Origin of the sequence: Pedobacter rhodius (assembly GCF_027213645.1) — a bacterium.
GTDB lineage: Bacteria > Bacteroidota > Bacteroidia > Sphingobacteriales > Sphingobacteriaceae > Pedobacter > Pedobacter rhodius.
The window spans coordinates 664,730-680,018 of sequence record NZ_JAPWGL010000002.1; the positions used below are offsets into that span (position 1 = coordinate 664,730).

The following is a 15,289-nucleotide window of genomic DNA, read 5'->3' on the forward strand; positions in this document are numbered from 1 at the left end:
ACCCGCATAACTTTCACCTTATCAATACTTTAATTGAAAAAGTAAATTTTTAACAAAAAACACTGACTTTACTTTGAAAAAAGGCACAAAATCAACTTTATTAATAAAATTATCGAAAAAAGGCAGGTAAATTTTATCCTGAATACAATATAATACAGTTTATTTCACAAAATTTTAAACGCTATCGCCTTTTGAATGGCGGATTTTAAAAACGATTCTGCCGGGATAAAACCTGTATTCGCGCTAATTATGCAGGCGTAACCATAAAATGCTTTAGTTAAAGCCTTTGAAATAGGATAAGAATGTCAATTTTTAGTTTTTTGACAAGCTATCTGAATAATCACCAAACCAATTAACATTTTTTTTTTAGTTTTGACGGTTGGTAGGGATTAAAAATTCATTACCGGAGTGATACGAATATTTAAAATTGATGAGGGTTAACCTGCAACGGGCAGAGATACCTTTACCAAATGTTACAAATTAAATAACAATTAAAAGAAATCTCTTTAATATAGATATGAACTACGACGTTATTGTTTTAGGCAGCGGCCCGGGTGGTTATGTAGCTGCAATCAGAGCCTCACAATTAGGACTAAAAGTTGCTATTGTTGAGCGTGAATCACTTGGTGGTATATGTTTAAACTGGGGCTGTATACCAACCAAAGCACTTTTAAAAAGCGCTCAGGTTTTCGAATACATTAACCATGCAGCTGATTACGGGATTACAACGTCAGGTGCAACAGCAGATTTTGCTGCAGTCGTAAAACGTAGCCGTGGTGTTGCCGACGGTATGAGTAAAGGCGTTCAATTTTTAATGAAAAAAAATAAAATTGACGTAGTTATGGGTACCGGTAAAGTAAAACCAGGTAATAAATTAGAAGTTAAGGGTGCAGATGGTTCCCAAAAAGAATTGACTGCAAAGAATATTATTATCGCTACAGGTGCCCGTTCAAGAGAATTACCTAACCTGAAACAAGATGGTAAAAAAATAATCGGTTACCGCCAGGCAATGGTTTTACCAGAATTACCAAAAAGCATGGTTGTTGTAGGTTCTGGTGCTATCGGGGTTGAATTCGCTTACTTTTATGCAACAATGGGCACCAAGGTTACTATTGTAGAATTTATGGAAAACGTTGTTCCGGTAGAAGATGAAGACATTTCGAAACAATTATTACGTAGCTTAAAGAAAATCGGCATCGATGTAATGACTTCAGCTTCGGTTGAATCAGTTGATACCAGCGGTGCTGGCTGCAAGGTTTCGGTTAAAACAGCATCGGGTATGCAAACCATCGAAGCAGATATCGTGCTTTCAGCTGCAGGTATTGTTGCCAACATCGAAAACATTGGTTTAGAAGAAACCGGCATCAAAACGGATAAAGGAAAAATTGTTACCGACGAATTTTACAATACTTCCGTAAAAGGTTATTACGCAATTGGTGATGCCGTTGGCGGACAAGCTTTAGCACACGTTGCTTCTGCAGAAGGTATTATCTGTGTAGAAAAAATTGCTGGTCAGCATGTTGAACCTTTAGATTACAACAATATCCCGGGATGTACGTATTGCACACCGGAAATTGCATCTGTAGGTTATACAGAAAAAGCTGCAAAAGCAGCCGGCTATGAATTAAAAATCGGCAAATTCCCATTTTCTGCTTCAGGTAAGGCAAGTGCTGCCGGTGCCAAAGATGGTTTCATTAAATTAATTTTTGATGCGAAATATGGCGAATTATTAGGTGCCCACATGATTGGCGCGAATGTTACCGAAATGATTGCCGAAATTGTTGTTGCCCGTAAACTGGAAACAACCGGTCATGAAATGATAAAATCGGTTCACCCGCACCCAACCATGAGCGAAGCCATTATGGAAGCCGCTGCCGATGCGTACGGAGAAGTGATACACCTATAAGGTTTAAAGCTAAAAGACCAAAGCTAAAAGCTGGAGAAAAATTACGGCTTATCATAATTTATTAAAACCCTTTAGATAGTTCTGAAGGGTTTTCTTATTTTTAGCCAATCTGTATACTTGCTACTTGCTACTTGATACTTGATACTTAATACTTGATACTAGATAAAAAAAAATGAAACTTCACACCATAAATACAGGCTTATTTAAACTCGATGGTGGCGCTATGTTTGGCGTTGTACCAAAAGTAATCTGGCAAAAAACAAATCCGGCCGATGCCAGCAACCTGTGTACCTGGGCAATGCGCTGTCTTTTAATTGAAGACGGAAATAAGCTCATGTTAATTGATACAGGAATCGGGAATAAGCAGGATGAGAAATTTTTCAGCCATTATAATCTGCATGGCGATGACAGTCTGAAAAAATCTTTGGCTGCACTTGGTTTTTCTATGGCCGACATTACGGACGTATTCCTGACGCATCTGCATTTTGATCATGTTGGCGGTGCAGTGGTAAGAGATAATGAAAAATTGGTGCCGGCTTTTCAAAATGCAACTTATTGGAGCAATGAAAAACACTGGCAATGGGCTGTAGAACCTAATGCAAGAGAAAAAGCATCTTTCTTAAAAGAAAATATATTGCCAATTCAGGAAAGCGGGCAGCTAAAATTTGTAGAAGAAAAAGAAAATATAGCCTGGCAACAGGATATAAACATCAGTTTCGCCTATGGACACACGGATGCCATGATGCTGCCCAAAATAAGCTATAAAGGCAAAATCATTGTTTACATGGCCGATTTGCTACCTTCTGTCGGGCATTTACCCCTTCCCTATGTTATGGCCTATGATATGTTCCCTTTAAAAACATTGACAGAAAAACAGGCCTTTTTGGAAGAAGCTGTCGATAAGGAATATATTCTGTATTTAGAACACGATCCGGTTAACGAATGCTGCACCGTACAAAGAACCGAAAAAGGCATCCGGGTTAAAGAAACTTTTAACCTCAGTGATATTTAATACTTCCTGTAATAAGCGATTGGTGAACGATCTCCATAATACCTAGTCATCTTATCTAAATGAGAAAAATATTTTTATTGGTCATCGCATTATTCATTTCGGTAAACCTGATGGCACAAACGCCACCGGCAATAAAATCAATAGTATCAAAACCAGATTATATCATAACTTATGTTGATGGTGTTGTCATAAAATTAAAAGGCGTCAATACGGCGGCCGCAAGAAAGGCAGCTTACGAAAAGGCATATGCTTTGGTGCATAAGGAAACAAAGCCGGTCTTCTCACCCCCGGCAGGGATTTACGAGAATATTTCCTTAAAAAATGATGGCGAATTTAAATTAGCAAACATAAGTAAATCAACCCTGATAAAAATTAATCCCTCCAATTATAGCAATGTTACTTTTTACAGTTTTGAACCATTAGAGAATGTAGTACTGGATTTAACCGGGTCTACATTTGATAATTGTAACTTCATTTTTGGCGCTGGTACGGGTCTGAAAATTTATGGTGGTGAAATTAAGAACACCAAAAACAGGGCATTAAAGTTTTCTTTTGAATTAAATAACTTTCAAATTTTCAATACTAAATTTATAAACTGCGGCGACTACGCAATTTTCTCGGAACATATCGGGGGTTATGATGGAAAAGAATCCTCATTAAATAATGGCTTCAAACTCATGAACTGTACATTCGAAAATAGCGGCCCGATATTCCTGGGCGGAAATCTGAATGCAACGGAAGATAGCGGCGTATTTAAAAATATTGAAATCGCATACAATACATTCAGGAATTCACCAGCTACGGGTAAAGTTTTCGAAGCGCATAATGCCTGGGATTATGACATTCACCATAATCTGGCAGACAGTTTAAATGCAAATCAAAATAACCATAATGGCATTTTCGAAATGCAGGGGAACGGGAAGTTCCATGATAATAAATTTACGAACTACCAGGGGAATAGTATTCGGGCATGGGCTTTTTCGAGGGGAAATACACCGGCAACTATAGAAATATATAACAACATTTGTTTTAACACCCGCAAATATTCCGGATTCGAAATTCAGGAAATGCGCTGGTTGTATCAGCCAGGTAAAACAACCTTTGCCAATGCAAAAGTTTATAATAATACCGTCGGCACAATGAATACCGCAAAAGACTGGGAAGGCCAGATTCTGGATATTTACCATCCCGGCGGTGAAGTGTGGTTTTATAATAACCTGGGTTTCGATTTAACCACAACTTCAAAAGATGGCATAACAACGATGATTAATTATGCCAGTGGCGATGCTAAACCACCAATCCTGCCAAACTTCCCAAAAGAAAAGGAAAGTAAATATTATTACAATAACAAATATTTTACCCGATGGGAGGATGCAGTTACCGACTTGAAAACATTTAAATCAAAAGTTGCGGGCATAGGTGCCGACAACTAAATTTTTATACCGGCTATAAGTAAGTATTGTTGATTAAATTTATTTCACTTTTTATTTGTATTTAATCTAAATAATACCAATTTTTGTACCGATGGAAAAAGCATGTATAAATATTAACGAACTGATTAACGTATACTCAAATGCTCAGGGTTCTATTTATCAGTCAGATAAACTGAATTGCTTTTACATTGATTTCGGTGGAAAATTTGCCAGGTATAATTGCATTTCCCTTCAGAAATTAAAAAAGGTTATCGAAGACATTGATATTGAAGCCTTATTATTGAATACACACCGGGCTGATTTTGAATTGGTAACCTTTAACGGATGTGAGCATATTTATCTTTTGAGCGCTTTAGAAATTGTAGCATTAAAAGATTTATTGCAAGGTACTTTCACCATGTTTAAGCTGAACCATATGGTTAATGATTGCTTGAACAGGCTTGTTGTTTAGGGGAAAGGTATAATGTATAATGGAAAATGTAAAATGGATAATGGAATACCAGCGATTGCATTAACCTCATCTACACCCCACACTATCTTTCATCTCACCTGATCCATCTTCCATCTTACCTAATCCATCTTCCATCCCACCTAACACATCTTCCATCTTACCTAACCCATCTTCCATCTTACCTAATCCATCTTCCGTTTCCCATCATCCATTTCCCATCAATCCCCGTTCTTATTTAAACTGATTATAAATACTTACTTATCAGCAATTTAGACTAATTTCATATTGCAAATAAATTGTTCTGCTGAACAAATTCGCTTTACATTTGTATTGTTATTAAAGCACAGCAACATGAAAGATCTAATGCGTATCAAATGTTTAATATCGCAGGATATTGAAACACTCTTAAATCAGCAAATTAAAAAAGAAGCTCATTCTTCATCTCTATATTTATCAATGGCATCATGGTGTAACCAGAATGGTTACGATTTTTCTGCAGATTACTTTACAAAACAATCTGAAGAAGAAAGAATGCACCAGTTAAAATTGTTTAAATACGTTTTAGATATGGGTGGAAACGCAGTATCTCCGGAAGTTACCGGAATTAAAACCGACTTCGCAGGCTTCAGGGAAGTTTTTGAAGATGCTCTGGAAGCAGAAATTGCCATTACACAGAGTTTCAAAAACATCTATTCTAAATGTCAGAAAGAACAGGATTTTGTTACAATGGAATTTCTAAACTGGTTCTTAAAAGAACAACGTGAAGAAGAATATAAAGCGCGTCGTGCTTTAGAGTTATTTGAAGTCATTGGCGAAGAAGGAACAGGAAGATGGGAAATTGACAAACACGTTAACAAAATCTCTTATTCAGAACAATAACAAACAAAACAAATATTTAAAAAGCTATCTTGATGTAAATTAAGGTAGCTTTTTTGCTTTTAAATCAATTAGCCCATTTTACACTAGCATTGACAAATTTAAATGGCAAGGAATTTGTCAACGCCGGGATTCTCCCTAAATGTCGTCATTTGCGATAGCTATCGGATGCAATTAGGTGTAACGACGCTGCCTTCCGCAGGCAAGCAATCTATTTGACAGAAAAAAACGCAGTATGAAAGATTGCTTCCCCGGCTGAAGAAGCCTCTTCACAATAACGATCTCAAAAAGTCGTCATTGCGAGGAGGAACGACAAAGCAATCTTTCATGCTATTGGTTAATGCGCTCTATTACCAAAAAGATTGCTTCACACGCCCAAATAGCCCAAAACCTTCCGTTCTCAATAACGTTCTCTGGAAGTTGTTATTGGCACTCTACAACATGTTATTAAAGAAGCATGACAAAGCAACCTTTCATTCCCGCAAAATAAGATATGCAATAAGCAGTATAATAAACCTGTCGAAACCATTAACGAAAAAAGGCTTCCTTAAAAAGGAAGCCTTTGGTTAGTTTAGGTTGTTTGGTTTATGTTGATTATGAATATTCTTTTAAAGCTTTATAAAAAAAGCGCCGTTACCAGCGCTTTTTTTAAACCAAATATATAATAATAATTAACGAGCATTACAAATGTACGAACATTATTCATTTTAGCAAGAAAAAAATGCAAAAAAGTAAAATATTTTTTAACAAAAACTATAATTACTTATAAATCAGCTAAAAAATTTAATATCATTCTTTAAAAAAAGGTGTAAAATTATATTTTTATTCAAAAAAATGTATTTTTTGATTTCAAAATCATACTTTAATCAAATATTTAAGTCAAATGATAGAAAATTTTATAAAAAATTACTTAAATCACCCCAATACATATGATGAAATGTTCTTTTCCGGCGATCATTTCAGAGATCACTATTCAAATTTCATCAATAATTTTTCCAGGGAGTCTTTAGAAAATTTAAATAAGAAGGAAGAACTGGCAAAAAAACTCTTCATGAGTCAGGGCATTACCTTTACAGTTTATGATAGTGGCGAAGGAATCGAAAAAATCTTTCCCTTTGATATTATCCCCCGTATCATCACCTCAAGCGAATGGTCGTTCATTGAAAAAGGAATTAAACAACGATTAAAAGCACTGAACCTTTTTCTTAAAGATGTTTACAGCAATCAATTCATTTTAAAGGATAAAATCGTTCCGATTAATGTAATCTATTCCTGCCCCCATTTTCTGCGGGAAATGCACAATGTAAATGTATTGCACGACATTTATATCCATATCGCAGGCATCGATTTAATTCGTGACCACGACGGAACATTCTACGTGCTGGAAGATAATTTACGTACGCCTTCCGGTGTAAGCTACATGCTGGAAAACCGCGAAATTACCAAAAGGCTTTTTCCTGATCTTATTCCGCAATGTGGTGTAAGAAGTGTAACAGAATATCCTGCAATTCTATATAGAAACTTATTGGCGCTTTCGCCTAGAGCCGTATCCAATCCCACCATTGTAATGTTGAGTCCGGGTATGTACAATTCTGCTTACTATGAACACACCACGTTAGCCAGGTTAATGGGCGTAGAATTGGTTGAAGGACGTGATTTAGTTGTAAAAAACCAAAAGGTTTTTATGAAAACAACTACTGGTTTGCAACAAATTGATGTGATTTATCGCCGGGTAGATGATGATTATTTAGATCCGCTGGCATTTAACCCGAATAGTGTTTTGGGCGTGGCCGGCTTAATGGGTGCCTACCGGAAAGGAAATGTAGCCATTGTAAATGCGGTTGGCAATGGTGTTGCCGATGATAAAGCGGTTTACACCTATGTGCCCGAAATGATTAGATATTACCTGAATGAAGAACCCCTACTGAAAAATGTACCAACTTACCAGTTAAGCAATCGCGATGAACTCGACTATGTTTTTCAAAACATTAATAAAATGGTAATAAAAAAAACCAATGGCAGTGGTGGTTATGGTATGTTGATGGGGCACGCTGCAGACGAAAAAGAAACAGAAGCATATAAACTCGAAATTTTAAAAGACCCGAGAAATTTTATTGCCCAGCCAACCATCAGCCTTTCTTCTGCTCCATGTTTTATTAACGGGAATCTTTCACCGCGACGGATAGACTTAAGGCCTTTCGCATTAAACGGACCGGATGGCATTTCAATTGTTCCGGGCGGACTAACCCGTGTTGCTTTAAAAGAAGGCTCACTGGTGGTAAACAGTTCGCAGGGTGGCGGCAGTAAAGATACATGGGTTTTAACTTCTTAGTAGACGAATATGTTAAGTAGAGTAGCTTCAAGTTTATATTGGTTAAGCAGGTATGTAGAGCGCAGCGATGGTATGCTGCGCATGTTAAAAATAAATTATGCCTCATCTCAGGATACCATTCAAGAATTTACCTGGAAACCGGTTATCAGGATTTTTTCTTCTGATGATGAAAATGAACTGTTAAATATTCAGCACGATAGCCGTGCCGTAATTGAATACCTTTTGCTGAACCGGGAAAACCCCAACTCAATTTTAAATATTATTACGCTGGCGCGTGAAAATGCGAGAAGCGTTCAGGAACATATTCCGAAAGATTTATGGCAATGTTTAAACGAGTATTACCACACCGTTAAAGATGAAAAACTATTATGGTATGTTCAAAAAGATGACCCGATAACGGCGCTGGATAGCCTGATTAAACAGGTGATGCTCTACCACGGAACAGCCGACAGCACGATGGAACGTGGTGAAAGCAGGAGCTTTATGAAAATTGGAAAACACCTGGAAAGAAGTATCCAATCCATAGATATTCTGGACATCAAATTCAGTTCTATCAGTACTAATCCTGATTTATTAACAGATATTGCCTACTGGAAACACTTGCTTTTATCGCTGGGCGGATACGAGTTATACCTGAAAACTTATCGCCAGGGCTTTGACGCCAAAAATATTATTGAACTGGTAATGCTGAATAATGATTTCCCCCGTTCGGCACTTTATTCCATGCATAACATTGAGCGGTATTTCGGACGCTTAAAAAGTGAAAACAACATTGAACATTACAACAACCTGTCTTTTAAAATAGGACGTTTACGAAGTATGATTACCTATAGTTCTGTAAATACAATGGGCGAAGAACAATTACACGACTATTTAACGCAAATCAGGGCCGAACTTTTCGGCATCGGAAATGCTTTAAATGAATATTATTTTGCAAATTCATAATTATCATCATCCCGGTTAGTCCGGATACAAACCGAATAAATAAAAGTATTTATGCCTATTTTCAAAATCAAACACATTACCAATTACAAATACGAATTGCCTGTTCGGGATAGCGCAAATCAAATTATCCTTTTCCCGATAAAAGATGATTTTCAAAAAGTAATTCAACATGATTTAAACATATCAGGAAGTCCTGAAATAGAAATATTTTTAGATTATTACGGCAATGAGGTTGGCACTTTCACACAGAATGAACCGCATAATCAATTAAAAATCTTTTCGAAGGTAAGTGTAGAAACTTTTGCCAAACCTTTGCCTCAGGATGATATGTTTAGCAGCGAGCAATGGAATAGTCTGGAAGCCATCAAATATGAAGTGCCCTACATTGATTATTTACGCCAGGAAGTTTTTGAAGGCATTAACCAGTTAAAGGAAACCGCTTTATCTATTAAACAAGATGACGACACGCCATACCAAACTTCAATAAAATATTGCGCTCATGTATTTCATAATTTCGAATACATAAAAGGCATTACAGCGGTGGATACGACCATTGAAGAAATCATGAATTTGAAGGCAGGCGTTTGTCAGGATTTTGCACATGTACTAACCGCGATGTTGCGTTTAACCGGCATTCCTGCCCGTTATGTTAGCGGGTATATTTGCCCAAATAGAGATGGCATGCGTGGCGAAGGTGCAACACACGCCTGGGCAGAAGCTTATCTGCCCGAATATGGATGGCTTGGTTTAGATCCGACAAACAACTGCATCGCAAATGAAAACCATGTACGTTTGGCGGTTGGAAGAAATTTTACCGACTGTTCACCGGTTAAAGGAGTGTACAAAGGTGGTTTCGAACATATTATGGAGGTTAACGTCTCTGTTGGTTATAATGACGAGGATTTCATTGAAAATGAAAATTACTTCCAGCCTAAAGAAGTGAACTATTCAAAACCTTCGGCAACCGTTACAACAGCAAGAAAGCAAAATAGCTACCAGCAGTATATGGAAGCGATGCAACAACAGCAACAATAACCAGGATTTTAGGATTAATAGGATTCTAAAACAATAATAACCAGATAAAGGATACGTAAGCGTTGACAAATTTCTTTCCACCTTGCTATTTAGGTTGTTAATGCTTTCGTAAAGACAAAAGTTCAACCAATGAACAATGAACCAATGAACTATTAAAAAACTGTATACCCAAAACTGCCAACTGCTAAAGTTTTTTTTCTAAATTTGCGCTTTTTACAAATAACAATATGATTAAGAGACAGCAAATTAAAGATTTATTAAAATCGACTGCATTTGACACAGAAGTAACGGTTATGGGATGGGTAAGAACTTTCCGTAATAATCAGTTTATCGCTTTAAATGACGGAAGTTGCATGGGCAATATCCAGGTGGTTATCGATTTTAATAATTTACCCGATGAGCTGTTAAAAAGAATTACCACAGGTGCCTCAATTGCTGCTACCGGTAAATTAATCGAATCTTTGGGCAAAGGGCAGTCGGTTGAAATAAAAGCGACATCGGTTGAAATCTTAGGCGATAGCGACCCGGAGAAATTTCCTTTACAACCCAAAAAACACAGTTTAGAATTCTTACGTGAAATTGCACATTTGCGTTTCCGTACCAATACGTTTAATGCGGTTTTCAAAGTTCGTCATGCCTTAGCTTTTGCCATTCACCAGTTTTATAACGAGCGTGGTTTCGTTTACATGCACACCCCTGTAATTACAGCAAGTGATGCAGAAGGCGCCGGCGAGATGTTTAAAGTAACAACTTTAGATTTCGACAATACGCCCCGTACAGAAGATGGTAAAGTAGATTTCTCTCAGGATTTCTTTGCCCGTGCCACCAACTTAACGGTTTCCGGTCAGCTGGAAGGCGAGCTAGCCGCAATGGCTTTCGGACAGATTTATACTTTCGGTCCGACTTTCCGTGCTGAAAACTCAAATACAACCCGTCACCTCGCCGAATTCTGGATGATTGAGCCAGAAGTTGCCTTTGCAGATTTAGAAGACAACATGCAGCTTGCGGAAGATATGATGAAGTATGTAATTAAATATGCTTTGGATAACTGCAAAGATGAACTGGAGTTTTTAAATACCCGTTTAGCGGAAGAAGATAAACAAAAACCTCAGAACGAGCGCAGCGAGTTTAGTTTGTTAGAAAAACTGGATTTCTGTTTAGCTAACGAATTTGAACGTTTAACATATACGGAAGCCATTAGGATTTTAAAATCTTCGAAACCAAACCAGAAGAAGCAGTTTAAATACCTGATTGATGAATGGGGCGCGGATTTGCAAAGTGAGCATGAACGTTATCTGGTAGAAAAACACTTTAAAAAACCGGTAATTCTAACAGATTACCCTGCTGATATTAAATCATTTTATATGCGCCAGAACGAACCGGATGCCGAAGGCCGGCAAACGGTCGCCGCGATGGATATTCTGTTCCCGGGTATCGGCGAAATGATTGGTGGTTCACAGCGTGAAGAACGTTTAGACCGCTTAACAAAACGTATGGAAGACATGAATATTCCTCAGGATGAACTTTGGTGGTATTTAGATACCCGTCGTTTTGGTTCGGCACCGCACGCCGGTTTCGGTTTAGGGTTTGAACGCCTGGTATTGTTCGTTACCGGTATGACGAACATTCGTGATGTAATTGCATTTCCTCGTTTTCCTAAAAATGCGGAGTTTTAGTTTAAGCTGAAAGGTTAAAATAAGCTGAAAGACCAAAGCGATAAGCCAATCGCATAAAAAATCCGGTTGACTGTGTCAACCGGATTTTTTGTTTCTATCCCTTCATTTTCATTTTCATCGTTTCGATTCGTGAGACACGAACCGAGGCGTTAGAATGGAGAGGTCTTTTAATCATGACTCTACAACCTCTCGCCATGGTTCGTGCCCTCACGAAGCATTCCATATGTTTCGATTCGTAAAGATACGAACGGAGGGATTAGCCTAATTCCACAACAAGCCATATAAAGTTTCCTGACACCTCGCTTATTCAAACTTCGCATGCTGCTTAACTACCTTCCTTCATCATGCATCGTATCGCTATATGGATTTGCATGCGAATAATCTACTGCCGAAACTTTGTAATCAGTCGGCGCAAAACTTTGAGCGCTGCTTAAAGCCATACCTAGTTCAAACCTGGTCGGATAAGGTGTTTGCAGCAAGCTGCCTGCAGGAATATACGGGAAAGTTTCCAGATAAGATTGCATTACACTAGGGCTAACCCTTCTGTTGATGTAAGCGCGACTCAATTGATGAGGCTCCCGTAAACCCGCAGCACCAAGCAGTTCTACTGCACTCGCTACGGTAAGGTTATGGAAATTTTTCACCCGAACGGTTTTATCTTCAACAACCAAACCTTTCATTAAACTCTGGTCTTGTGTGGCTACCCCGGTCGGACAAGTATTGCTGTTACATTCCAATGCCTGAATACAGCCTAAAGCGAACATCATTCCACGGGCAGCATTACACATATCTGCACCTAAAGCAATATTTTTTACCAGGTCAAAACCGGTTGAAACCTTTCCTGAAGCAATAATTTTAATGTGTTTCTTCAGGTCAAAACCATTTAAAACATCGTAAACAAAAGCAACACCCTCACGTAAAGGCATACCAACAGAATTCGAAAATTCCTGCGGCGCTGCGCCTGTTCCGCCTTCACCACCATCAACCGTAATAAAATCAGGATAGATGCCGGTTTCTATCATCGCCTTGCAAATGGCAAAAAACTCACTTTTCCGGCCGATGCATAGTTTAAACCCGACTGGTTTTCCTCCTGATAAATCCCGGAGTTTTTTAACAAATTCTAATAAGGTTATCGGCGAATTAAAGGCCGAATGTGCTGGCGGCGACAAAACATCTTTTCCTTCAGGCACCAAACGGATTCGGGCCACTTCTGCAGTCACTTTTTTAGCGGGTAACATACCTCCATGACCCGGTTTTGCGCCCTGAGAAAGCTTAATCTCGATCATTTTAACCTGATCGGTTTTTGCCCGCTCCGCATAGGCATCATAATTAAAAGTACCATCGTCGTTTCTGCAACCGAAATAACCTGTACCAATCTGCCAGATCAAATCGCCTCCCGGTTGACGGTGGTAATCACTTATCCCGCCTTCGCCGGTATTATGGGCAAAATTACCCATTTTAGCACCACCGTTTAAGGCTAAAATTGCATTCTGACTTAAAGAGCCAAAACTCATGGCTGATATATTATAGATGCTTGCCGAATAAGGTTTTTTACAATCAGGCCCGCCAACCAATACACGCGGGTCTGAATTTAATTCATGGTGGGAAATCGCCGCAATGCTGTGGCTTAACCATTCGTAGCCGTTTTCATAAACATTTAATTGTGTTCCGAATGGAATGGTATCATTATCTTTTTTTGCCCGTTGATAAATCAAGGAACGGTTTAACCGGTTATAAGGGGTTCCATTGGTATCACTTTCTACGAAATATTGATAAACCTTTGGCCTCAATTCTTCCATAAAATACCTCAAACGGCCAAAAACCGGGTAGTTCCTGACGATACTGTGCTTGGGTTGGTATAAATCATAAATACCCAGTAGTACAAATGGCCCGGTGAAAAGGAATGTCCACCATAGAAACGGATGATACAAGCCCAGCATAATGGTTAGGGCAACTAAAAATGCGGCTATCGCAACGAAAGCTTTTCTCATGTTTTGTTAAAATTACGTGTGGTATCTGCATTGCAGCATAATGATTGCGGAATTTTCTACTTTGTAGATCAATCTATGTTCCAAATTAATCCTTCGCGACCACCAGCCCGAAAAAATGTGTTTTAACGGCTCAGGTTTTCCAGTTCCCTCAAAAGGCGTACATTCAATTTCTTTAATCAAAAGATTTATTTTCTTGACAATCGATTTATCAACTGCCAGCCAATAGAGGTAATCTTCCCAGGCCACTTCAAGAAATAATTTAGTCATTATCAATTAAGTCTTGCGCCCTGGCTAAACCCTTTTCATAATCTTTTAATCCTTGTTCCAGTCTAAGTGCATTTTTTGGACTTTTTAATAAATAAAAAGTTTCTTGCATGCTATCATAATCCGCTTTGGATAACACAACCACGTCCTCTCCTTTGGCCCTGGTTACAAATAAAGGGGTATGATTAGAAAAAACCTTATCTAAATAAGACTTTAAGCTTTGCCTGAATGACGTATAATTCGTGATTTCCATTTCTAAGTGAATTTATATTTCCCAAAATTAAACATTACACAAAAACTGTACAACTATTTGTACATATTTTAGCATCTGTATTATTTAATACGTTCTTTAAACAACCAACACCATTAATTGTTATTTTTACGCTATGCTTATTAAGATCTACCCGGAAAACCCAAATGAAAGAGCCATTGAACAGGTTGTTGATGTACTAAAAAAAGGTGGTTTAATCATCTACCCTACGGATACCATTTATGGTTTGGGCTGTGACATTACCAATCCGAAAGCGATTGAAAAAATTTGCCGCATACGTGGAATAAAACCGGAAAAGGCGAACTTTTCTTTTGTTTGCCATGATTTAAGCCACATTTCTGATTTCATTAAACCGATTGATAATACCACCTTCAGGGTTCTGAAAAAAGCTTTGCCCGGCCCCTTCACATTTATATTTAACGCAAATAATAACGTTCCTAAATTATTAAGCTCGAATAAAAAAACAGTTGGTATCCGTGTGCCGGATAATAATATTGCAAGGTGTATTGTTAAAGAACTGGGCAACCCCATTCTTTCTACTTCCATAAAAGATGATGACGAATTGGTAGAATATTCAACCGACCCGGAATTAATTTATGAGAAATACAAGGATTTGGTTGATTTAGTTATCGATGGTGGTTATGGTGATAACGAGGCTTCAACGGTTGTGGATTGTACCAATGGTGAATTTGAAATTATCCGGGAAGGAAAAGGAAATATTGAGGACTTTTTGTAAACAGTTTTTTAAAGAATTCATAGTTAGAATGACTCAATGAGCTTTAATGACAGTTTTTTTTCTAAAATGTCATCCGATAGCTATAGGATGCGAACTGAAGACTTGGAATATGTAAGCGCGAGAAGCAATCTTCTTTGTAGAAAGACAACTAATACATGAAAGATTGTCTCGATCGCCTCGAAATAGCCGCCTCGCAAATACGACTTAACGAACCTCAACAACCACTTTTCGGAAAACATATCCAGTTTATAATTTTATCAACATCTGAGATAAAATACTTTATAAATATCTAGATTTATATCATAAATAGCTAACTACCATTTTCATCAACGCAGCTAACTTAACATCCCCTCAATATTAA

General features: G+C 37.9%; 13 protein-coding genes. 10 read left to right on the forward strand and 3 right to left on the reverse strand.

Going from position 1 to position 15,289, the window contains the following annotated elements; all coding sequences use genetic code 11:
• Positions 1-517: 517 nt before the first annotated feature.
• From lpdA to asnS, 9 genes are all read left to right on the forward strand, one after another.
• Positions 518-1,906, forward strand: coding sequence for a dihydrolipoyl dehydrogenase (gene lpdA, locus O0931_RS08235; protein ID WP_269415086.1), 1,389 nt, complete (start codon positions 518-520; stop codon positions 1,904-1,906).
• Between the two features lie 172 nt (positions 1,907-2,078).
• Positions 2,079-2,918 carry an MBL fold metallo-hydrolase gene (locus O0931_RS08240; protein WP_269415087.1) on the forward strand — a complete coding sequence of 280 codons (840 nt, stop codon included), beginning with the start codon at positions 2,079-2,081 and terminating at the stop codon, positions 2,916-2,918.
• A 59-nt stretch (positions 2,919-2,977) separates the two neighbouring features.
• Positions 2,978-4,351 (forward strand): hypothetical protein, encoded by a 1,374-nt coding sequence (locus tag O0931_RS08245; RefSeq protein WP_269415088.1) that lies wholly within the window; start codon positions 2,978-2,980, stop codon positions 4,349-4,351.
• Positions 4,352-4,442: 91 nt separating this feature from the next.
• Positions 4,443-4,802, forward strand: coding sequence for a hypothetical protein (locus tag O0931_RS08250; RefSeq protein WP_269415089.1), 360 nt, complete (start codon positions 4,443-4,445; stop codon positions 4,800-4,802).
• A gap of 351 nt (positions 4,803-5,153) precedes the next feature.
• On the forward strand, positions 5,154-5,681 hold the full coding sequence (locus tag O0931_RS08255; protein WP_269415090.1) for a ferritin: 528 nt from the start codon (positions 5,154-5,156) through the stop codon (positions 5,679-5,681).
• Between the two features lie 880 nt (positions 5,682-6,561).
• Positions 6,562-8,010, forward strand: a complete 1,449-nt coding sequence (locus O0931_RS08260; protein ID WP_269415091.1) for a circularly permuted type 2 ATP-grasp protein — start codon at positions 6,562-6,564, stop codon at positions 8,008-8,010.
• A 9-nt stretch (positions 8,011-8,019) separates the two neighbouring features.
• Entirely contained in the window at positions 8,020-8,955 is a 936-nt protein-coding gene (locus O0931_RS08265; RefSeq protein WP_269415092.1) for an alpha-E domain-containing protein, read from the forward strand.
• A 51-nt stretch (positions 8,956-9,006) separates the two neighbouring features.
• Entirely contained in the window at positions 9,007-9,990 is a 984-nt protein-coding gene (locus tag O0931_RS08270) for a transglutaminase family protein (protein ID WP_269415093.1), read from the forward strand.
• Positions 9,991-10,217: 227 nt separating this feature from the next.
• On the forward strand, positions 10,218-11,666 hold the full coding sequence (gene asnS, locus O0931_RS08275) for an asparagine--tRNA ligase (protein ID WP_269415094.1): 1,449 nt from the start codon (positions 10,218-10,220) through the stop codon (positions 11,664-11,666).
• A gap of 329 nt (positions 11,667-11,995) precedes the next feature.
• Here the strand turns inward: asnS and O0931_RS08280 are convergent, their stop codons facing one another.
• Genes O0931_RS08280 through O0931_RS08290 form a run of 3 tightly spaced genes read right to left on the reverse strand, consistent with a single transcriptional unit; the run spans position 11,996 to position 14,174 of the window.
• Positions 11,996-13,657 (reverse strand): FMN-binding glutamate synthase family protein, encoded by a 1,662-nt coding sequence (locus tag O0931_RS08280; RefSeq protein ID WP_269415095.1) that lies wholly within the window; start codon positions 13,655-13,657, stop codon positions 11,996-11,998.
• Between the two features lie 12 nt (positions 13,658-13,669).
• The gene (locus tag O0931_RS08285) at positions 13,670-13,924 is read right to left on the reverse strand and encodes a Txe/YoeB family addiction module toxin (protein ID WP_269415096.1); all 255 of its coding nucleotides are present in this window, start codon (positions 13,922-13,924) and stop codon (positions 13,670-13,672) included.
• On the reverse strand, positions 13,917-14,174 hold the full coding sequence (locus tag O0931_RS08290) for a type II toxin-antitoxin system Phd/YefM family antitoxin (protein ID WP_269415097.1): 258 nt from the start codon (positions 14,172-14,174) through the stop codon (positions 13,917-13,919). Before O0931_RS08290 ends, O0931_RS08285 begins: the two co-directional genes overlap by 8 nt.
• A gap of 133 nt (positions 14,175-14,307) precedes the next feature.
• Between O0931_RS08290 and O0931_RS08295 the strand changes: the two genes are divergently transcribed.
• A complete protein-coding gene (locus O0931_RS08295; protein WP_269415098.1) occupies positions 14,308-14,928 on the forward strand; it encodes an L-threonylcarbamoyladenylate synthase in 621 nt (206 codons plus the stop codon).
• Positions 14,929-15,289 lie beyond the last annotated feature (361 nt).

Coding starts and splice junctions, on each gene's coding strand:
- O0931_RS08270 (WP_269415093.1), top strand. CDS start 9,007: ATGCCTATTTTCAAAATCAAACACATTACCAATTACAAATACGAATTG.
- O0931_RS08295 (WP_269415098.1), top strand. CDS start 14,308: ATGCTTATTAAGATCTACCCGGAAAACCCAAATGAAAGAGCCATTGAA.
- O0931_RS08260 (WP_269415091.1), top strand. CDS start 6,562: ATGATAGAAAATTTTATAAAAAATTACTTAAATCACCCCAATACATAT.
- O0931_RS08280 (WP_269415095.1), bottom strand. CDS start 13,657: ATGAGAAAAGCTTTCGTTGCGATAGCCGCATTTTTAGTTGCCCTAACC.
- asnS (WP_269415094.1), top strand. CDS start 10,218: ATGATTAAGAGACAGCAAATTAAAGATTTATTAAAATCGACTGCATTT.
- O0931_RS08285 (WP_269415096.1), bottom strand. CDS start 13,924: ATGACTAAATTATTTCTTGAAGTGGCCTGGGAAGATTACCTCTATTGG.
- O0931_RS08240 (WP_269415087.1), top strand. CDS start 2,079: ATGAAACTTCACACCATAAATACAGGCTTATTTAAACTCGATGGTGGC.
- O0931_RS08265 (WP_269415092.1), top strand. CDS start 8,020: ATGTTAAGTAGAGTAGCTTCAAGTTTATATTGGTTAAGCAGGTATGTA.
- O0931_RS08245 (WP_269415088.1), top strand. CDS start 2,978: ATGAGAAAAATATTTTTATTGGTCATCGCATTATTCATTTCGGTAAAC.
- O0931_RS08255 (WP_269415090.1), top strand. CDS start 5,154: ATGAAAGATCTAATGCGTATCAAATGTTTAATATCGCAGGATATTGAA.
- O0931_RS08250 (WP_269415089.1), top strand. CDS start 4,443: ATGGAAAAAGCATGTATAAATATTAACGAACTGATTAACGTATACTCA.
- O0931_RS08290 (WP_269415097.1), bottom strand. CDS start 14,174: ATGGAAATCACGAATTATACGTCATTCAGGCAAAGCTTAAAGTCTTAT.
- lpdA (WP_269415086.1), top strand. CDS start 518: ATGAACTACGACGTTATTGTTTTAGGCAGCGGCCCGGGTGGTTATGTA.